Source organism: bacterium (assembly GCA_004299235.1).
Classification (GTDB): domain Bacteria; phylum Chloroflexota; class Dormibacteria; order Dormibacterales; family Dormibacteraceae; genus SCQL01.
In genome coordinates, this window is the sequence record SCQL01000005.1 from 1 (window position 1) to 19,779 (window position 19,779).

Sequence of the window (19,779 nt, forward strand, 5' to 3'; positions counted from 1 at the left end):
CTGCCTTAAGAGATACGTGGCCCGGGAGGTCTACAGGGCCTTGGTCGGCCCGCGCGAGGAGGCCATTCGCAGCGCCGCATGAGCCCCTCAAATCGCCCCTTGACATCTATAGGAGGATCGGAGTACACGCTCCCAGCCGAGACGCGCCCATGGCAGGACGGAGCTTGAGCATTCTGGGTAATCGGGTACTGCGCACCGAGGACGCGAAGTTCCTGACCGTCGGCGGCAACTACGTCGCCGACATCGTCCTGGAGGGCGCCGCTCACGTGACGTATGTGCGTTCCAACATGGCCCATGCCCGCCTCACGCAGCTGGACCTGGCCGAGGTGCGCTCCGCCCCCGGCGTGATCGACGTGGTCACCGCGGAGGACATCGACATGGACTGGGTGGAGCCCGCGGACCCCATGCTCAACCAGGCCATGATGCGGCCCTGGCTGGCGCAGGGAGTCGTCCGCTATGTGGGCGAGCCGCTGGCGGCCATCATCACGGAGCAGGCAGACCAGGGTGAGGACGCGGCCCAGCTCGCGTTCGTGGACTATGAAGCGCTGCCGGTGGTGATCGACCCGCTGGCGTCCAGCAGCGACGAGACGCTGCTCTTCCCCGAGGCCGGCACCAACGTCAGCTTCGCGTGCGGATCGAGCTCAGGCGACGCTCTCTTCGAGGGCTGTGACGTCGTCGTGCGTCAGCGCCTGCACAACTCCCGTGTCGCCCCCTGCCCGCTCGAGGTCCGGGCGGTGGCCGCACGCTGGGACGCGGACGGCCGCCTGACCTATTGGGCTTCCACCCAGACGCCGCACACGGTGCGCGACGACCTGATGCGCTATCTGCGACTGGACCAAGAGCACGTGCGGGTCATCGCGCCCGACGTCGGCGGCGGATTCGGCGCCAAGATCGGCGATTACCCCGACGAGCTGCTGGTGGCCTGGCTCGCCAGGCGGGCGGGCCGGCCTCTGCGCTGGGTCGAGACGCGATCCGAAAGCATGCTCTCGCTCGGTCACGGGCGGGCTCAGATCCAGGACGTGGAGATCGGCGGCTTCCGAGACGGCAGCATCCAGGCCTATCGCCTGACGGCGCTGCAGGACGGTGGCGCCTACCCACGGGTCGGGTCGGTGCTGCCGCTGTGGACCGGGGTCATGACGGCCGGCGTCTATCAGATCCCAAAGGTGGAGTTCGTGGCCCGCACCGTGATGACGAACACGACGCCGATCGGCGCCTACCGGGGCGCGGGGCGGCCGGAGGCCGCCGCCGCCATCGAGCGGGCGATCGACCTCTTCGCGGCCGAGATCCAGGCCGACCCGGCGGAGGTTCGCCGCCGCAACTTCATTCCGAAGGACGCATTCCCGTTCACCACCCCGGTGGGCGCGACCTATGACTGCGGTGACTATGTGGCCGCCCTGGACCGGGTGCTCGAGGCGGCGGGCTACGACGAGCTGAGATCGGAGCAGCGCCGGCGCCGCCAGGCCGGTGGTGAGCGCCTGCTCGGCATCGGGGTGTCCACCTACGTGGAGATAACCGGAGGCACCCTCCAGGGCGACTACGGGTCGGTGGAGGTGCAGCCGGACGGCCGCGCCGTCGTCAGCACGGGCACGTCCCCGCATGGGCAGGGCCACGTGACCTCATGGGCCATGTTGGTGAGCGACCAGCTGGGCATTCCCTTCGACGACGTGTCGGTTCAACACGGCGACACGGCGCTCGTCCCGCGCGGAGTCGGGACCTACGGATCCCGCTCTCTGCAGACCGGGGGGATCGCCGCCAGGGAAGCAGCCGCTCTGCTCGTCGAGCGGGCGCGCCAGCTCGCCGCCGACGAGTTCGAGGTCGAGCCCTCCGACGTCGTCTTCGACAAGGCCGGAGGCCGCTTCCACGTGGCGGGCATGCCCTCCGCCGGTCGCACCTGGGCTCAGCTGGCGGTGGCCGCGGGCCGGCACGGCGGCCTGCGCGCGGAGTCTGACTCCAAGCCCAGCGCCGCGACCTTTCCGTTCGGTGCCCACGTGGCGGTGGTCGAGGTCGACAGCGCCACCGGCAAGGTGACCCTGAAGCGCATGGTCGCGGTCGACGACGCCGGCCGGATCATCAATCCGCTGATCGCGGAGGGCCAGGTCCACGGCGGTCTCGCCCAGGGCGTGGCGCAGGCGCTCATGGAAGAGGTCCGGTACGACGAATCGGGCAATCTCAAGACCTCCAACCTGGCCGACTACGCGTTCATCTCGGCGGCCGAGCTGCCCAGCTTCGAGGCCATCATTCAAGAGACGCCCACCCCGGTCAACGAGCTCGGGGTCAAGGGCATCGGCGAGTCGGCGACGATCGGCTCCACCCCCGCCGTCCTCAACGCCGTGATCGACGCGATGGCCCACCTGGGGGTGCGACACATGGACATGCCGACCACCCCTGAGCGGGTCTGGCGGGCGATTCTCGAGACCAAGGGCGCCGGCCGTCATCAGCGCCCCGTCACGCCACGGGGCTTATTGGCAACCTCATGAAAATCAGAATGCGGGTCAACGGCACTCAGCACGAGCACGATGTCGAGCCACGGCTCCTGCTCGTGCACTACGTCCGTGACGTCCTGGGGCTCACGGGCGCCAACGTCGGTTGCGACACGACGTCATGTGGAGCTTGCACCGTGCTCCTGAACGGCGAGTCGGTGAAGTCATGCACGGTGCTGGCGGTCCAGGCCGACGGTGCGGAGCTGACGACCATCGAAGGCCTCGCGGCCGGCGGCAGCCTGCACCCGGTGCAGGAGGCCTTCCGGGAGCATCACGCGCTCCAATGCGGTTTCTGCACCCCGGGAATGGTGATGGCGACTTTGTCGCTGCTGACCGAGAATCCCAAGCCGACGGAGGCCGAGGTCCGTCTCGGCCTGGAAGGCAACCTCTGCCGGTGCACCGGTTACCACAACATCGTCAAGGCGGCGCTGGCGGCGGCGGCGGCCCTGGACGGGCCCGCCCAGGAGGAGAACGCCAGGTGATTCCACCGCCATTCCGCTATGCCCGGGCCGCCTCTTTGGACGAAGCCCTGCAGCTGCTCGCCGAGCACGGCGACGAGGCCAAGTGCCTGGCCGGCGGCCATTCCCTGGTGCCCCTGATGAAGCTGCGGCTCGCGGCACCGTCCGTGCTGGTCGACATCGGTCGCCTGCGGGAGCTGTCGTACGTCCGCGAGGAAGGCGACCGGGTGGCGATCGGCGCTCTGAGCAGGCATCGAGACCTGGAGGTGTCGGAGATCCTGGCCCGGCAGGTCCCCATCCTCCCGTACGTCGCCGGGCTGGTCGGAGATCCTCAGGTACGGCATCGGGGCACGATCGGCGGCTCGATCGCCCACGGCGACCCGGCCTCCGACCTGCCGGCGGCGATCCTGGCGCTCGAGGCGGAACTCGTCCTGTGCAGCCGTCGCGGCCGCCGTGTGGTCGCGGCGATCGACTTCTTTCGCGGCTTCCTCGAGACCGCCCTGGAGCCCGACGAGATCCTGGTCGAGATTCGCGTGCCCAAGATCGGGCCCAACTGGTCCTATCAGAAGTTCAACCAGCGCGCGCAGGACTGGGCGATCGTCGGGGCCGCGGTCGTGCTCCACGGCAGCCCGAGGATCGCCCTGGTCAACATGGGCGGCACGCCGTTGCGCGCGCCGGCCGCCGAATCAGCCCTGGCGGGCGGAGCTTCCATCACGGCGGCGGCGGAACTGGCGGCGGAGGGCACCCTGCCGACTTCCGACGGCGCCGCCAGCGCCGAGTTCCGCCGTCATCTCGCGAGGGTCCTGGTCCGCCGCGGCCTGGAAGAGGCGACGGCGCCCGGCCGGGTGACGACCGGCCGCCACCCGTAGCGCCGAGGTCAGGCTGGGGCGATTCGCGCCGGCGTCAGGGGCAGGCCGGGAACCCCTACCCGGGTCTTGTAGATCGCGCCGCCGTCGGCGCCAGCACCGACATGGCCGGTGACCACATAGAGGTCGGCCAGGTCTGCGCCGCCGAAGCAGACGTTGGTCACCATCGGCGCCGGCACCTCAAGGCGCCCCCTCTCCCTGCCGCCGGGTTCCAACGCGACGACCAGCCCCGGCGCCTGCGCTGTCGCGAGGGCCACCCAGATCGCCCCGTCCGCCGAGATCGCCAGGCCGTCTGGCGTCGCCGACTCCCACGAGGCCAGCAGCCGGCGCGAGCCGAGACCGTCACCCTCATCCACGGGAAAGGCCCAGAGGCACCGGCGGGCGGAATCGATCAGCAGCAGCGTCTTCCCGTCGGCCGAGAATGCGAGCCCGTTGGCAAACAGGACGTCATCGGCGAGCACCGTGACCGAGCCGTCGAGCTCGATGCGGAGAACATGGCTCGGTCTCGGACTCCCCTCGGGCGTCGGCGGGTCCAGGTTGAGAGCCCCCACGCAGATGCGTCCGCGGCCGTCGACCGTCAGGTCGTTGAAGCTGCGCACATCGCGCTCCGGGTCGGCTTCGAGCAGGACGCGCGAATCAAGCCCGTGCTTCCACGAAACGTTGCGTCCGGTGACAATCAGCCCACCTTGCTCATGGGCGGCCAAGCCTCCGATCCCGCGTCGATGCTCGATGACGGTCTCGACGCCGCCATCCGCGCCGATGCTGTAGACCCCGCCCCGGAGCACGTCGGAGAAGAGAAGGCGTCCTTCCGCGGCGTGGAAAGGGGCTTCGAGGATGCCGAAGCCGGAGGCGATCCGATGCACGATGTAAACGTTACCGAGAACCTTGACAGTCAGTCAAGGCGACCCCTAAGATGCACGGCATCATGACCGCGGTGATGACCGTTCTCGGCCCCATCGATTCCGGGGACCTGGGGTTCACGCTCACCCACGAGCACTTCTTCATCAACCTGCTTCGCGAGTACCGGGGTGAAGGCCTCCTCAACGATCCCGAGCTGGCCAAAGACGAGGTGCTGCGATTCAAGGCGGCGGGTGGCCGAACCGTCGTCGACTGCACGAGCATCGGGCTGCAGCGCGATCCAGCCGCCCTGCGCCGGCTGGCTCAGGAGACCGGCCTCAACGTGATCATGGGTTGCGGCCACTACCGGGATCCCTACATCGACCGCGGCTGGCTGGATTCACAGAGCGCCAACAAGGTCGCCGATCTCATTGTTCGCGACATCGACGTCGGCGCCGACGGCACCGGGATTCGAGCCGGCATCATCGGCGAGGTCGGTTGCGACAAGCGTTACGTCTCAGCGGCCGAGGAGCGTTCCCTGCGGGCCGCGGCCCGCGCGCACCTGCAGACCGGGCTGACCATCACGACGCACGCCGCTCGCTGGCCGGTGGGATTGCCTCAGCTGGAGATACTGCGGAGCGAGGGCGTCGATCCCGCTCGCGTGGTGATCGGCCACTGCGACACGGTGCCGTCATACGAGTACCACGAGGAGGTGGCGCGCCTCGGAGCCTGGGTGCAGTTCGACACGATCCGCGGCGAGAGCGAGTACGACATCGCCCACCGCGTGCGCATGGTGTTGAACCTGGTGAGCAAGGGCTTCATCGATCGGATCCTGCTTTCGCACGATGTGTGCCTGCGTTCGATGCTCAGGATCTGTGGTGGCGGGGGTTACGACCTGATCCCCACCGTTTTCCTCCCCCGGCTGCGGGAGGCGGGATTGTCGGCAGAGCAGCTCGCCAGGATTACCGTCGACAACCCGCGACGAGCATTGACCGGAGAGGAGGATTGATGGCCAGGCATCTTACGGAGACCAATCGACCGGCGGACGCCCGCTCGCGCGAGCCGTCTGAGGAGTACAGGCGGGCAGAGGCCGTCCTGCCGGGAGCCTGTCTGGGCGACTTTCGCCTGCCCTCCGAGCTGGCCTTCATCGCCGCCCGGGGCCAGGGCGCAACGGTCTGGGACACCGCCGGCAACCAGTACATCGACTATCTGTTGGGCTCCGGCCCGCTGGTGCTGGGCCATGCCCACCCGGCCGTCGTGGCGGCCGTCCAGGAGCAGGTGGCCAAGAGCTCGACCTTCTACACCCTCAACGAGCCGGCGATCGAGCTGGCGGAGAAGATCGTTGAGATGGTCCCCTGCGCGGAGGCGGTGAAGTACGCGAGCGACGGCACCGGGGCCACGTTCTACAGCCTGCGCCTCGCGCGTGCCTTCACCGGCAAGAACCTGGTCCTCAAGTTCGAGGGCGGCTTCCACGGTCATTCCGACTACGCGCTCCAGAGCTTCACGCCGTCGGTGCGAAGTGAATATCCGAAGCCGATCCCGGACTCCGCCGGCATCCCGCAGGCGGTCGGGGAGACCGTGCTGATCGTGCCCTTCAACGACCTCGAGATGGCGACGGAGGTGGCTGAGCTCCACCGAGACGACCTGGCGGCGATCATCGTCGAGCCTCATCAACGGGCGCTGGCGCCGCTGCCCGGCTTCCTGCAAGGGCTGCGTGCGCTCGCCGACCGCCTCGGCTGCCTGCTCGTGTTCGACGAGGTGGTGACCGGATTTCGCCTGGCTCCCGGCGGAGCCCAGGAGCTCTACGGTGTGACCCCCGACCTGGCGGCGCTGGGCAAGATAATGGGCGGCGGCCTGCCCATATCGGCGGTCGCCGGGCGTCGAGACGTGCTGGATCTCTCCATCCCCGATTCCGGCCCGAAGCGCGTCTACATCGGTGGGACGTTGAACGGCAATCCCCTGGCCGCTGCGGCCGGCCTGGCCGCGCTCCGCGCGGTGGTCGAGGAGAACGTCTGCGCCCAGCTGGTGGCCAACGGCGAGGCGCTCAGGGACGGCCTGATGGCCGCGGCCAAGCGGCTCTCGGTGCCGTTGCAGGTCATCGGTCACCCGTCGTTCACGGACGCCGTGTTCGGGACGGGACCGATCACCAACTACCGGGAATACCTGGCCACCAACCGCGCCGCGGCGAAGGCCTTCGGGCTGGAGCTACTCCGCCGCGGGATCTACCTCCGGCCGGCGAGCAAGATCTACATGTCGGCGGCGCACACGCCGGAGCAGCTCGAGTTCACCGTCGAAAAGGCCGAGGAGGCCATGCGGGTGGTTCGGGATCAGGGATTCTTCGATGCCTGAAGACCGGGGTGGGTGCCCTGGGCTAACCTTGACGCGGACCGGGCGCGGGGCCCCGCGGCGACCACCGCTGGCGCCGCAGGCGCGTCACCGCGCCGGCCGCACTGCCTTGGGGGGGTGAACTGAGGTCGCGTAGCCGCAGGGGCATAACCATCGAAGACGTGGCCCTCGCGTGCGGGGTTTCGGTGGCCACGGTCTCCCGCGTCGTGCGCGATCATCCCGATGTAAGAGCGGAGACCCGCGAGCGCGTGCGCCAGATCATCCAGGACATGGGCTATCGCCCGTCGCCGGCGGCGCGGGCCCTGGTGTCCGGCCGCCAGTGGGCCATCGGCTTGCTGGTCAGCGACATCGCCAACCCTTTCTATCCGCAGCTCGCGAAAAGCGTGGAGCGGGAGACGCGCAAGTTCGGGTGCGTGGTCGTCATGTGCAGCACCGAGGACGACGTGCGTGAAGCCAAGCGCAGCACGCAACGGCTGCTGGAGCAGGGCGTGGAGGGCATCATCCACGCCTCGGCCGGAAACGATGAGGAAGCGGTCCTCGCCCTGGTGGGCAATCCCAATCGCATCGTCTTCGCCAACCGCCGGCCACGCACTCCCGGCTGCAACTACGTCGTCTCGGACAACGTCGCCGGCGCCGCCGAGCTCACCCGGCACCTGCTCGCCGCGGGGCACCGGCGCATCGGCTTCATCAACGGTCCCAGCTACGCGTCCAACGCGGTGGAGCGGCTGCAGGGCTTCATCACGGCGCTCGAAGACGTGCCCGACGCCGAGCCGGTGGTGATCGAGGGGGGCATGACCTACGAGAGCGGGCTCCGCGCCGCTGAGACGTGGCTGCGGGTCCCGGGCCGGCCGACGGCCATCATCGGCGCCAACGACTCGATCGCGCTCGGGGCGATGGAGGCGATTCTGAAGGCCGGGCTGTCGGTCCCCGGCGATATCGCCGTCGCCGGATTCGATGACATCCAGCTCGCCTCGTCCTACGTCATCAGCCTGACCAGCGTCGCCCAGCACATCGATCAGATGGCGAGACGTTCGGTTCGAATCCTGATGGGAATGCTGGAGGACCCGACCCGCAAGAAGGTCGTCCAGGAGGTGATCCAGCCCACCCTGCTGGTGCGCCGGTCCACGAGCGCGCCGGCGCTCGCGGCACCGCCCCGGACCCTGATCCGTGCCTGAGATGAGCTCGGGGAGCGACGGCGAGGTGCCGTCGCCCTACGAATCGCGCCCCTGGCTGGCGCGGTATCCGAGCTGGGTGCCGCACGGCCTGCGTCCCTCCTCGCCCAGCGCTCTCGACATGTTCGCCGCCAGCCTGCGCCGGGCTCCCGACGCGCCCGCCATCCATTACCGGGAGCAGTCCGTTTCCTTCAAGGAGCTGGATCGGGCGTCGGCCGCCTTGGGGACGGCTCTGGCCGTCCGTGGCGTGGCCCGAGGGGACCGGGTCGCGGTCTATCTGCAGAACATCCCCGAATTCGTGCTCAGCGCCCTGGCCGTTTGGAGGCTGGGGGCCGTGCTGGTACCCCTCAGCCCGATGCTGAAGGAGCGGGAGGTCCGGCACCAGCTGACGGACTCGGGGGCCCGAGCCCTGGTGGCGCTGGACGGCATCTATGAGGAGAACGCCCGCCCCGCTCTGGCCGGGACCGACCTGCGGACGGTGATCACGGTCCGCGGTCCGGATGAGGCCTTGGGCTCGAACCCGGGAGGGGCGGCGGGCACCGGCGGCGAGCCGGCGCCGGAGGATTTCCACCGGCTGCTCGGGGAGTTCGACGGCGCCACCCTGCCGGACCCCGGCCTGCGCCCGGAGGACATCGCCGTCCTGACCTACACCTCGGGCACCACGGGCCGTCCGAAGGGGGCGATGAACACGCACGGCAACGTCGTCTTCAACGCGGAGTTCTATCGCACCTGGCTCCGGCTGGGCCCCGGCGACGTCATGCTGGGCGCCGCGCCTCTGTTCCACATCACCGGCCTCGTGGCGCACATGGCGGTGTGCCTGTCGGCCGGCATCCCGCTGGTGCTCTTCTACCGGTTCGAACCGGGCGAGGCCCTCCGGCTGATCGAGCGCTGGCGCTGCACGGCCACCGTCGCCAGCATCACCGCCTTCCTCGGCATGATGGCCCGGCCCGAGATCGGCACCCGCGACCTCAGCCGTTTCCGAAAGGTTTACAGCGGGGGAGCGCCGGTCGCGCCGGCGACGGTGCGCCGCTTCCAGGAATTGACCGGCGCCTACATCCACAACATCTACGGACTGACCGAGACGACGTCGCCCTCGCATGCGATCCCGCTCGGGACGAGCGCCCCGGTCGACCCGGACAGCGGCGCCCTGTCGGTCGGGGTGCCGATCCCCGACACGGTGGTCAAGGTGGTGGACCCGGAGACCATGGTCGAGGTGCGCCCGGGCGAGATCGGTGAGCTGTGGACCAAGGGCCCGGGCGTGGTGCCGGGTTACTGGCGGAACCCGGACGCCACCGCCCAGGGATTCACGCAGGGCTATCTCCACACGGGGGACATCGGGAAGATGGACGCGGACGGCTGGTTCTTCATCATCGACCGGGCCAAGGACATGATCAACGCCTCCGGCTACAAGGTCTGGCCCAGAGAGGTCGAGGACGGCCTGTACCAGCACCCGGCCGTGAACGAGGCGAGCGTGGTCGGCATTCCGGACCCCTACCGCGGAGAGACGGTCAAGGCCTACGTCTCGCTGAAGCCCGGCCACCAGGCGACCCCGGAAGAGCTGGTCGATTTCTGCCGCGCGCGGATGGCGGCCTACAAGTACCCGAGGACGGTGGAGATCGTGGATGAGATTCCGAAGAACGCGAGCGGGAAGTTCCTCCGCCGCGTGCTCCGCGAACGCGACCTCAACCGGAGTCCCGAGGCATGAGTCGTGGCGGCCCCGCGCCGGCGGATTCCCGGCGCTCCTCGGACCCCGACCTCGGCGGCCGCGTGGCGGTCGTCACCGGCGGCGGCCGGGGCCTCGGGAGGACCCTTGCCCGGCGGTACGCCGCGGCCGGCGCCGCCGTGGTGCTCGCCGGCCGGGGGCGGGAGGCGCTCGAAGAGACGGCCGGGGCGATCCAGTCGGCGGGCGGGCAGGCCGAATGGGTCGTCGCCGACGTGACCTCGGTCCAGGACGTGGACGCCGTGGTCGCGCGGGCGAAACGGGCCTTCGGGCACCTGGACGTGCTGGTCAACAACGCGGGCATCCCCGGCCCGACGGTGGAGCTGGAGCGGCTTTCGCTCGAGGAGTGGCAGGAGGTCATGGCGGTCAACCTGACCGGGGTCTTCCTCTGCTGCCGGGCGGCGATCCCGCTCATGCGTGAGGCGGGGGGAGGACGGATCATCAACATCGGCTCCGTCTCGGGCAAGCGGCCGCTCCCGGGGCGGACCCCCTACGCGGCGTCGAAGCTCGGCCTGATCGGGCTGACGAGGACGCTCGCCCACGAGGTCGGAAAGCACGGCATCAACGTCAACGCGATCTCGCCGTGGCTGGTGGCCGGCGACCGGCTCGACCTGGTCATCGGCCGGGCGGCCGCGGCCGCGGGCGTCGACTCGGATTCCGTCCGCGCGGAGTGGACGGCGCTGTCGCCCTTTGGGCGCGGCGTCACGGAGGACGACGTCGCCAACGTGGCTCTGTTTCTCACCTCCGCCGCGGCGGAGAACATGACGGGTCAGGACATCAACGTGACGGCCGGCGCCGTCATGTACTGAGGTCGGAGCAGAAGCCCCCGCGCGGCGCTCCCGGTCAGCTCCCGGATTACGCACGCAATACGTGTATGCGTCCGCTGAGCCTTTAGTGGTCCAGCCCTCTCCCAGACCCTCTGAGGGCGCCTTCGCGGAGGAGCCTTATTCACCCGGGCTGCCAGGCTGGCTGGGGGTCGGCTATTCCGGTGCTGGTGCGTGGTCACTGTCTTGACAACGGCTTCCGCCGCCCTTACAGTCACCCGGTGCCAATCGATCGATCGATAGGTAACTCGACCAGGTTAAGGAGTGGGGAGCGTGCGGAGATACGGACCCAGCGCCAGATCTACGGAGCTGCCGTGAAGCTGATGTACGAGCTTGGCTATCACGGCACGTCGACCAGGGCGATCGCGAAGGCCGTGGGAATCGAGAGCTCCTCGATCTACTACCACTACCCCAGCAAGCAACACGTGCTGGTCGACATCATGACCCGCAGCATGAGCGACCTGATCGCCGACGTGGAGGCGGCGGTCGCTCTACATCACGAACCCGCCGACCAGCTCCGCGCTGCAATCCGGGCACATGTCAGATTCGAATGTCGGGACAGGATGCAGTCGTTCGTCACCGACTCAGAGGTTCGTGCACTAGAGCCGGCAAACCGCGCCGAAATTCTCAGGCTCCGAGACAGGTACGAGCGAATTTTTCAGCGGATACTCAAGGAAGGCACCGCAGGGGGACAGTTCGCGGTTCACGACACCCGACTGACAGTGATGGCCTTGATGGCTCTCTGCACTGGAGTGTCCACCTGGTACCAACCCGAAGGTAGGTTGGGGCCGGACGAGATCGCCGAGCGGTATATCGCTCTCGCTCTGGACGGCATCACAAGCCGCGAGCCCAGAGCTGCGGAAGTCAAGTGACCACAGAGCACAGGGTGATCGACGCTCGGGTCCGCCTTCCGCTGGAGAGGTGGCCCGAGCAGTTCCGCAGCCTCCGCGAAGAGTACGTGACCCAGTACGACCGGGTGCTCCACCTCAGCGCCAATCGTGAGCGGTCTGTCGACCTCCTGAAGGAAGACATGAGTAACGCCGGCGTCAGCCACGCGATCGTGCACGCAGAGCACGAGATGGGCGATGCGGCCGACGCGCTCACCGAAGCGGTCGCACAACTGGTGGCGAGCGATCCGGACCGCTTCTCAGGTTTCGGCAGCATTTCGCTCGAGCACTTCCAGATCAAGCGCGCCGTGCGCCAGGTCCAGAGAATTCACGATCTTGGCCTGATTGGAGTCTGCTTCCAGCCCTCGTTCGCCGGCATGGCGATCGACGACCGGCGGCTCTACCCGGTCTACCTGCGAGCGATGGAACTGGAGCTGCCGGTGGCGGTCCACACGGGTATCAACTACTCGACCTCGCACCCGATCGTCAATGACCACCCGCTGATGGTCGATCAAGTCGCGTGCGATTTTCCGGACCTTACGGTGATCGCGTGCCACGCCGGCTGGCCGTGGGTTCCGGAGATGGTTGCCGTTGCGTGCAAGCATCCCAAGGTGCTCATGGAGTTCGGCGGGCTGGCGCCCAAGTACGTCGGAGAGACTGGCACCGGTTGGGAAGTGATGCACCGGTTCATGAACAGCGTGCTTCAGAAGCAGGTTCTGTTCGGGACGGACTGGCCCGTGTTTCCGATGGGGCGCGCAGTTTCGGAGTGGCGAGCCATGGACCTCAAGCCGCAGGTGCTGACCGCGCTGCTGGGTGGCAATGCCGAGGAACTCTTGATGCGGAGCCGATCATGACTCTTCGCAGCTCCATCCTGCCCCGGTCGGTCTGGTCACGGCTCGATCTCCAGGCATCCGCATTGCTGATCGAAGAGGGAGGACAGGCATGAAGCTCTACGCGATACATGGGGGTGGGGAGCGCGCCGACATGGCGGCGTTCAACCCCTTCGACGAGAAGGTCGGGACGAAAGTCGACATCCCTTTCTTCTTCTATGTGATCGAACATCCAAAGGGCCTGGTCCTGTTCGACACGGGCGGCCACCCTGACCTCTTCGAGAACCCGCGCGCCCGGCTCGGAGACGCCGCTGACGCGTGGGAGGTGACCGGCGTTGCCGGCGACGATGTCGTCTCGAAACTGAACCAGATGAACCTCAAACCGAAGGACATCGAGCGCGTCGTCCAGTCACATCTCCATTACGACCACGCGGGCGGCCTGGAGTTCTTCAAACACGCGACCATCTATGTCCAGAAGTCGGAGCTGGAATTCGCATACTCGCCTCCGGTCTACCAGAGGGACCTCTACATACGCGCCGACTTCGACCACGAGCTGGAGTGGATGCAGGTCGATGGCGATCACGACATCTTCGGCGATGGCCGTTTGGTGCTATTCCCGACTCCGGGACACACTCGCGGACACCAGTCGATGCTCGTCAAGCTCGACACCCAGAACATCATCTTGGTCGCCGATGCCGCGTACCTGCCCAAGAACATTGAGCAGCGGCTGCTGACGGCGGTGGTGTGGAGTCCCGACGCGATGGTGGCGAGCTGGGACAGGATCGATGAGATCCGGGCCCGGGAAAACGCCTCGCTCATCTTCACTCACGACCTCGAATGGCCGGACAAGACCAGGCTTGCGCCGAAGGAGTGGTACCAATAGCCGCTCCGATTTCGCATCAAGGCGCGGGCGCACCTTGGAGCGGTGTGGGCGACTCGCCCAACATTGTTCAGTTGGCCCGCGCGGGGTCCGCGCTGAATCCCGAAGCGCCGGCGATCATCTTCGAGGACGGCCTCGTAGTGAGTCGCTCCGAGCTAATGGAACGCGTTGCATCGTTCGCGAGCTACCTGAAGGAGCGTCTGGCTCCCGGCGACCGGGTGGCGATCATCCTCGAGAACCGGGCTGAATTCATGATCGCCTGGCTGGCGGTAGCGGCTTGCCGAGCGACCTTGGTCTCGATCAATACAGGCGCTCAGGCGCACGACGGCGGCCACATCTTGCATGACTCGGCCGCCAAGATGGTCATCACGGGTGATGCCGGGGAGTCACTTGTTGCGCAGCTGAAGCCCGACCTTCCCCAGCTCCGCGAGGTCATAAGGGTCGGTGGCAGCGAACCCGACGGGCTGTCGAGATTCGCGGGCGCGCACAGCTTTAATTGGTCCGAGTTAGGCATACAGCCGGACGACGCGACCAACGTCTACTACACCTCCGGAAGCACTGGGCTGCCGAAAGCCTGCATCCTCGACCACACCTACTGGCTGCGTTTCGTCGACGTGTTCCAAAGGCTCTATGGCATGGGCCCGGAAGACAGGCTCCTGTCGTCGCTGCAGTTCTCCTACGGCGACCCGCCCTGGATGATGCTGACGTCACTCATCTCCGGCGGCACCTTGGTGGCGATGCGCAGGTTCAGCGTCAGCCGCTACTGGCAAGTCGTACGCCGGCACGGCGTCACGATCATCTTCGGAATCGCATCGATTCCGAGCCTGCTTCTGAAGCAACCGCCATCGACTGAGGACAGAAACCACAAGGTGAAGTTCGCCCTCCAGCTCGGCATGCCGGCGCACCTGCACCGAAGCGTGGAGGAGCGCTGGGGATTTCGTTGGGTCGAAGGTTATGGACTCACAGAAACCGGGCTGGTGGTCTCGATGCCGTTGGCGCTGGCGGCGGAGATGACCGGTTCAGGTTCCATTGGAGTGCCTTGCCCGGAGGCGGAAGTCTCGGTGATAGACGACGCCGGCAAACCAGTCGCTCCTGGCGACATCGGAGAGATCTTGATCAAAGCCCCAGGGCTCATGAAGGGCTATCTCAATCGTCCCGACGCCACAGCGGCAACCATCCAAGACGGCTGGCTTTTCACCGGCGACCTCGGCCACTTCGACGATCGTGGCTTTCTCTACTTCAACGGCAGGAAGAAGGACATCGTCCGCCGCGGCGGCGAAAACGTGGCGGCGGCTGAAGTCGAGCAGGTGCTGCGTTCGCATCCCCTTGTGCTCGAGGCCGCCGTCGTGCCCGTTCCGGATGACGTTCGAGGCGAAGAGGTCAAGGCTTTCATCCTACTGGTCGAAGGGGCAACGCCCGACCAATTTCCGCCTCCAAAAGTGGTCGAGTACTGCGCCCAGCGTTTGGCTCGCTACAAGGTGCCACGGTATATCGAGTACCGCCGAACGGATTTTCCTCGGACACCCTCGATGAGAGTCAAGAAACATGCCCTCCTTGAGGAGCGGCGTGACCAGATCGCTGGCGCATGGGATCGCGAGCACGAAGCCACGACCAACGCCACGCCAGGTTAGGAGGCGATTTTGCAGGTCAAGTACGAGGTCAAAGGATCGGTTGCTCAGATCACCCTGGATCGGCCTGAGGCAATGAACGCGATGAATCCCGAGATGTATCAACTGATCGATGAGAGCCTGCTCAAACTGGACGGCGATCCAGCCGTCCGCGTGGGCATCATCACGGGCGCGGGCGACCAAGCGTTCACCGCCGGTGCCGACCTTAAGCGAATGCATACGGAAGAAGAACGAGAGCAGCCTTGGCAGCCATGGCGGCCGCACCGCTGGGAGTTCGGTCTCTCGATCTCGAAACCATTAATCGCAGCCGTCAATGGATACGCGTTGGCGGGTGGGCTGGAGCTGGCGTTGATGTGCGACATCAGGCTCGCCTCCGCCACTGCGCAGTTCGGCACGCCGGAGGTGAAGTGGAACATTCTCCACGGTTATGGAGCGCTGCGGCTACCCCAGATGATGTCACTCTCGGACGCCTTTCTCATGCTGCTCACGGGGCAATTCATCTCGGCGGACGAGGCGCTACGGATGGGACTCGTCAGCCGAGTGGTGCCACCGTTGGAGTTGATTCCAGCCGCCTACTCGATCGCTGACGCAATCAGCCAAAACGGACCACTGGCGGTTCGCATGACCAAGGAGCTGGTCTATCGAGGCTTGGACATGTCGCTCGAGGATGCCCTTCGCATCTATTCGGCCTATTACCAAATCATCGGCCAGACGGCGGACCAGCGCGAAGGTACGACTGCCTTCGCTCAAAAGCGCAAGCCGAAGTTCACGGACTCATAAGCGGAGAGCGACCACAACAACATCGATTGCCGGCCCAGGTCTATTGAAAGGAGGAAGTTCGGATGGATGATGCGGCTGCCAAGGTAACTACGCTCAAGGCTCGATCCGTCGGGCTGCCGGAGGCGGTCGCCATGTCCGCGGCCTTGATCGGGCCCGCGGTTGGAGTGACCGCGGGCAATGTGTTCATCGCTGGCTTTTCGGGCATTGCGTCGCCGCTAGCATTTGTGTTCGGCACTCTGGTCTGCATCGCGATCGCGAGCGTCATCGGCGACTACGCAAGGAAGCTGCCGAGCGCCGGCTCGTTCTACACGTACCTGACGAACACGTTCGGCCCCAAGACGGGGTTCGTAACAGGGGTGCTCCTTTTCGGCGCTTACGTGCTGCTGCTCCCATTTCAAGCGGCATTCTTTGGTTCCTTCGTCCAAGGAGCGCTTGCGAACATCAACATCAACCTGCCCTGGCAGCTATTCTCGATAGCGCTTCTGTTACTGAGCACCGCACTCGTGGTGATCGGCGTGCGTCCTTCGCTCGGGACCGTACTGGTTGGCTTGACCTTCGAAACTGTCGTCTTTCTGGTGCTCGCTCTGGTGATCGTCGCCCACGGAGGAGCAACAGGGAATTCCCTACAGCCCTTCAACCCTTCTCACGCGCCGTCGTCGTCGGGTTTGCTGATTGCGGTCGTCTACACAATCTTTGCGTTCGTGGGGTTTGAGTCGGCGACGACCCTGGGTGAGGAGGTAAAGCACCCGACGAGGCTGATTCCGATCGCAGTATTCGCAACCACCGTCATCATCGGATTCTTTTATATATTCGTCACCTATGCCGAGGTCATCGGTTTCGGCGTATCCGCCGACGGATTGCACCAGCTTCAGAGCAACCAGAGTCCATTCACCGACCTGGCCACGAAGTACGTGGGAGGCTGGTACAGCGCGCTGGTGACCCTGGCAACCATCTCCAGCTTTTCGGCGCTGAACATCGTCACCGTCATCGCGGGAAGTCGCATGGTGTACGCCATGGGCCGCGATCGAATGTTGCCCGCCGTATTCGGAAAAGTGAACGTGCGCCACTCACCGAGTAATGCCGCATATGCTGTCGGCGCCTGGGGCATTGGCGTGACCGTAGTCATGGGATCAATGTTCGGTCCCGTGAACCTCGCATCGTGGTTCTCCTATTTCGCCACGCTTTTCTTCATCGGCGCCTACATCCTTCTCTGTGTGGGTGTGATCAGGTTTTACTTTCAAAAGCACCGGAGTGAGTTCAACTGGTTTCGGCACATCCTGGTGCCGCTGGTCGCTCTTACTGGAATGGCGTGGGTTACCTATGGCAACGTGGTGCCCGTGCCAGCGGCGCCCCTCAGCTACTTCATCCCCCTGACGATTGCTGTGATCATCGCGTCGGCCATCGCCGCTGCATTTCTGGAACGACGAAACCCGCAGATTGTGCGGACGGCGGGCGAGATCTTCGCCGCTGCAACTGAAGAACCGTAAGCAGACGTCTAGACTCGGACCGAACGAGAGAGCACCTGGATGATCGGCCCATCCAACATGGGCGATCTCCAGGTGCGCTGGGTCAAGAAACCGGAGCTCGAGTCAGCCGAGCACCGGCAGCTGATCGAGGCCACCGTGAGCGAAATCATCGCTGCAGTGCAGGAGCGAGGCGATGAAGGCCTGCGCCATCACTCCAAGAGGCTCGACCACTGGAATCCGCCGTCGTTTCGTGTGACACGCGCGCAGATAGACCAGGCGTATGAATCAGTTGGGCCGGACTGCGTGGCCCTCATTCAACTCGTACGCGACCAGGTGGTGAGCTTTGCGAACGCTCAACTGCAAGGTCTTCAACCGGTCGAGATAGAACCGCATCCCGGCATAACAATGGGACATCGTCTCGTGCCGCTCACGTCAGTAGGCTGCTACGTGCCAGGCGGCGCTTACCCTCTGGTCGCTGCCGTACACATGCAGGTCGCCACGGCCAAAGTTGCTGGGGTAGGGCGGATCCTTGCATGTGCGCCCCCGCGGGACGAAAACGGTATATGGCCGGCGACGCTCGTCGCTATGGATGTGTGCGGCGCCGACGAGATCTATTGCATGGGTGGCGTGCAAGCACTCGCGGCGTATGCGTTTGGGACTTCCGAAATCAAACCGGTGGACATGATCACCGGCCCTGGCAACGCCTATGTCGCAGAAGCCAAGCGATTGCTGTTTGGGCACGTCGGCATCGATCTCCTCGCGGGAGTGACCGAGATCTTGATCATCGCCGACGAGACTGCCGACCCAGAGATCGTGGCCGCGGATCTTCTTGCACAAGCCGAACATGGTCCAACCTCCCCCGCCCACCTCGTCACCGATTCGGCGGTTCTTGCCGACGCGGTATCGGAGGTCGTTGAATCACAGTTGAAGGTCTTGCCGACGCGGGAGATCGCCGAGCAGGCATGGCGGCGCCGCGGCGCCATCGCGCTTGTTCGGGGGCCGGAAGAGATGGCGATCTATTCAGACACTGCTGCTCCGGAGCATGTGGCGGTTCTTTGTCGCGACACCGAATGGTTCCACGGGCGCCTGAAGAACTATGGATCGATCTTCCTTGGCGAAGGGGCCAATGTCGTCTACTCGGACAAGGCGATCGGAACCAACCACACGCTGCCAACCGGCCGCGCCGCGCGATACACGGGCGGCCTATGGGTGGGCAAGTTCATAAAGGTGGTTACGTACCAACGCCTCACGAGCGCAGGTAGCAATTTCATTGCACCCTACGCACGGCGTGTCGCGGAGATGGAAGGGATGCTCGCCCACGCCGCGGCGTGCGCGATGCGCGAACGAAAGTACAAAGACGTGACGCTCGATCAAAGACCTGGCGGGGTGGAGTGAGGCCACGCATCCAGGACCCCCGAGAGCCGCGACGTGACCTCTGACGCGCCGGCGATGTCGTAGATGTAGGTCACGCCGGTGGATGTGGGCATGCCGCCGAAGCACGTGGAGCACGCCCGCTCACCCTGGTACCAGACCAGGTCGTTGGTGAGGAACCACACGTCCGAGCGGCCTGGCGGCGTGGTGTTCGAGACGCTGTTGCCCTGAACGCTGTAGAAGCCGACCCCGCCGAGTCCGCCGGAGGTCCGAAACGTATAGGCGATCCAGCGGCCGTCGGGCGAGGACGCGGGACCGATCCAGTGGAGGGACAGCATCGAAGACAGCCCGCTGCTGGGGTCCCACCGGCGCACGCCGCCCGCGGCGTCACGAAAGAACAGGCGGCTGGGAACCGACGCCCAGACGGCCATGGTCATGCCGGAGGTCGAGTAGACGAGCGATCCGTCGGCGGCGCGCCGGATCTGGTCGGGCGCGGTGGCGCCGCTGCCGCCGGTGTGAAAGGTCTGGACGAGGGCGATGTACTGGCCGTCGGGTGAGAACCTGAGGAAGCTGGAATCCTCGTCCGGGTTGACTCCGCGACCAGGCACGGCGGGCAGCGTGGTCAGTACCCGGTTGCCGGATGGGGTGACCAGGTGCCAGGCGTTGCCATCCAGGTACGTGACCGAGCGGCCGTCAGGGCTGACGGAATACTGACCGGAGCCGAAGCCGGCGGCGTAGGTGGCGACCACCGCCGTCGGGCCGCCGGCGAGGTCGGCCCTGACGATCTGGTCGCTCCCCGTCTCGTACACGACCTGGGAGGCGCTCACGAACTGCGGCGAGTTGGCCCCGGAGTCGAAGTGGCAGAGGTTGCGGGCGTTGGCGGGGTCCTGGATGTCCCGAACCACGACCGTGGCATCGCCGGCCACCGTCCCGATCACCAGGTTGTCGCCCGCCGGCACCGCCGAATCGCAGTGGACCAGCGCGGCGGGGCTTGGCGCCGTCGACGGGGCGGAAGAGCTCGAAGCCGCCGGGCTGCCGGCGGCGCCCGGCGAAGTGCTGGAGCCGGCTTGAGATCCGCTTGGGTGCGGCGAGCCGCCACAGGCGGTGAGGATCATCAGCGCCGCGACCGCCGCCGGCTTCACGCGCACGCGGTAACAGTATCCGGACGCCCTCGCGGTGGCCAGGCCGGGACCTGGATGGGGAGGGCGCGGGCGTGACCGTGTGTGTCGCTCGG

General features: G+C 66.3%; 17 protein-coding genes. 15 read left to right on the forward strand and 2 right to left on the reverse strand.

The genetic code is table 11. From position 1 onward, the window contains the following. The first annotated feature begins 164 nt into the window (after positions 1 to 164). The 3 genes from EPN29_02295 to EPN29_02305 are packed head-to-tail and all read left to right on the forward strand — an operon-like array spanning position 165 to position 3,807. On the forward strand, positions 165 to 2,477 hold the full coding sequence (locus EPN29_02295) for a xanthine dehydrogenase family protein molybdopterin-binding subunit (protein ID TAN34612.1): 2,313 nt from the start codon (positions 165 to 167) through the stop codon (positions 2,475 to 2,477). Then, positions 2,474 to 2,962 carry a (2Fe-2S)-binding protein gene (locus EPN29_02300; GenBank protein TAN34613.1) on the forward strand — a complete coding sequence of 163 codons (489 nt, stop codon included), beginning with the start codon at positions 2,474 to 2,476 and terminating at the stop codon, positions 2,960 to 2,962. Before EPN29_02295 ends, EPN29_02300 begins: the two co-directional genes overlap by 4 nt. Beyond that, positions 2,959 to 3,807 (forward strand): xanthine dehydrogenase family protein subunit M, encoded by an 849-nt coding sequence (locus EPN29_02305; GenBank protein ID TAN34614.1) that lies wholly within the window; start codon positions 2,959 to 2,961, stop codon positions 3,805 to 3,807. The genes EPN29_02300 and EPN29_02305 overlap by 4 nt, the downstream gene beginning before the upstream one ends. 8 nt (positions 3,808 to 3,815) lie before the next feature. Here the strand turns inward: EPN29_02305 and EPN29_02310 are convergent, their stop codons facing one another. Continuing rightward, on the reverse strand, positions 3,816 to 4,700 hold the full coding sequence (locus EPN29_02310) for a hypothetical protein (protein ID TAN34615.1): 885 nt from the start codon (positions 4,698 to 4,700) through the stop codon (positions 3,816 to 3,818). Positions 4,701 to 4,717: 17 nt separating this feature from the next. On the opposite strand from EPN29_02310, the gene EPN29_02315 reads away from it, so the two are divergent. The 12 genes from EPN29_02315 to hisD all read left to right on the forward strand — a co-directional run bounded on the left by EPN29_02315 (position 4,718) and on the right by hisD (position 18,569). After that, positions 4,718 to 5,650 (forward strand): phosphotriesterase-related protein, encoded by a 933-nt coding sequence (locus EPN29_02315; GenBank protein ID TAN34616.1) that lies wholly within the window; start codon positions 4,718 to 4,720, stop codon positions 5,648 to 5,650. After that, positions 5,650 to 6,990, forward strand: a complete 1,341-nt coding sequence (locus tag EPN29_02320; GenBank protein ID TAN34617.1) for an aspartate aminotransferase family protein — start codon at positions 5,650 to 5,652, stop codon at positions 6,988 to 6,990. The genes EPN29_02315 and EPN29_02320 overlap by 1 nt, the downstream gene beginning before the upstream one ends. A gap of 158 nt (positions 6,991 to 7,148) precedes the next feature. After that, a complete protein-coding gene (locus EPN29_02325; protein TAN34618.1) occupies positions 7,149 to 8,162 on the forward strand; it encodes a LacI family transcriptional regulator in 1,014 nt (337 codons plus the stop codon). Between the two features lies 1 nt (position 8,163). Then, on the forward strand, positions 8,164 to 9,864 hold the full coding sequence (locus EPN29_02330; protein TAN34646.1) for a long-chain fatty acid--CoA ligase: 1,701 nt from the start codon (positions 8,164 to 8,166) through the stop codon (positions 9,862 to 9,864). Beyond that, positions 9,861 to 10,688, forward strand: coding sequence for an SDR family oxidoreductase (locus EPN29_02335; GenBank protein ID TAN34619.1), 828 nt, complete (start codon positions 9,861 to 9,863; stop codon positions 10,686 to 10,688). The genes EPN29_02330 and EPN29_02335 overlap by 4 nt, the downstream gene beginning before the upstream one ends. A 329-nt stretch (positions 10,689 to 11,017) precedes the next feature. Next, on the forward strand, positions 11,018 to 11,575 hold the full coding sequence (locus tag EPN29_02340) for a TetR/AcrR family transcriptional regulator (protein TAN34620.1): 558 nt from the start codon (positions 11,018 to 11,020) through the stop codon (positions 11,573 to 11,575). 14 nt (positions 11,576 to 11,589) lie between these two features. After that, positions 11,590 to 12,444, forward strand: coding sequence for an amidohydrolase (locus EPN29_02345; GenBank protein ID TAN34647.1), 855 nt, complete (start codon positions 11,590 to 11,592; stop codon positions 12,442 to 12,444). Positions 12,445 to 12,532: 88 nt separating this feature from the next. After that, positions 12,533 to 13,303, forward strand: coding sequence for an N-acyl homoserine lactonase family protein (locus EPN29_02350; protein ID TAN34621.1), 771 nt, complete (start codon positions 12,533 to 12,535; stop codon positions 13,301 to 13,303). After that, positions 13,258 to 14,931, forward strand: a complete 1,674-nt coding sequence (locus tag EPN29_02355) for a hypothetical protein (GenBank protein TAN34622.1) — start codon at positions 13,258 to 13,260, stop codon at positions 14,929 to 14,931. The genes EPN29_02350 and EPN29_02355 overlap by 46 nt, the downstream gene beginning before the upstream one ends. 9 nt (positions 14,932 to 14,940) lie before the next feature. Next, positions 14,941 to 15,708: an enoyl-CoA hydratase/isomerase family protein gene (locus tag EPN29_02360; GenBank protein TAN34623.1), complete on the forward strand. Its 768-nt coding sequence runs from the start codon at positions 14,941 to 14,943 to the stop codon at positions 15,706 to 15,708. Positions 15,709 to 15,770: 62 nt separating this feature from the next. Beyond that, positions 15,771 to 17,195: an APC family permease gene (locus EPN29_02365; GenBank protein ID TAN34624.1), complete on the forward strand. Its 1,425-nt coding sequence runs from the start codon at positions 15,771 to 15,773 to the stop codon at positions 17,193 to 17,195. Between the two features lie 57 nt (positions 17,196 to 17,252). Further along, entirely contained in the window at positions 17,253 to 18,569 is a 1,317-nt protein-coding gene (hisD, locus tag EPN29_02370) for a histidinol dehydrogenase (protein ID TAN34625.1), read from the forward strand. Here hisD and EPN29_02375 read toward each other — a convergent pair. Then, positions 18,545 to 19,693: a hypothetical protein gene (locus tag EPN29_02375; GenBank protein TAN34626.1), complete on the reverse strand. Its 1,149-nt coding sequence runs from the start codon at positions 19,691 to 19,693 to the stop codon at positions 18,545 to 18,547. The two genes, hisD and EPN29_02375, sit on opposite strands and share 25 nt — an antisense overlap. Positions 19,694 to 19,779 lie beyond the last annotated feature (86 nt).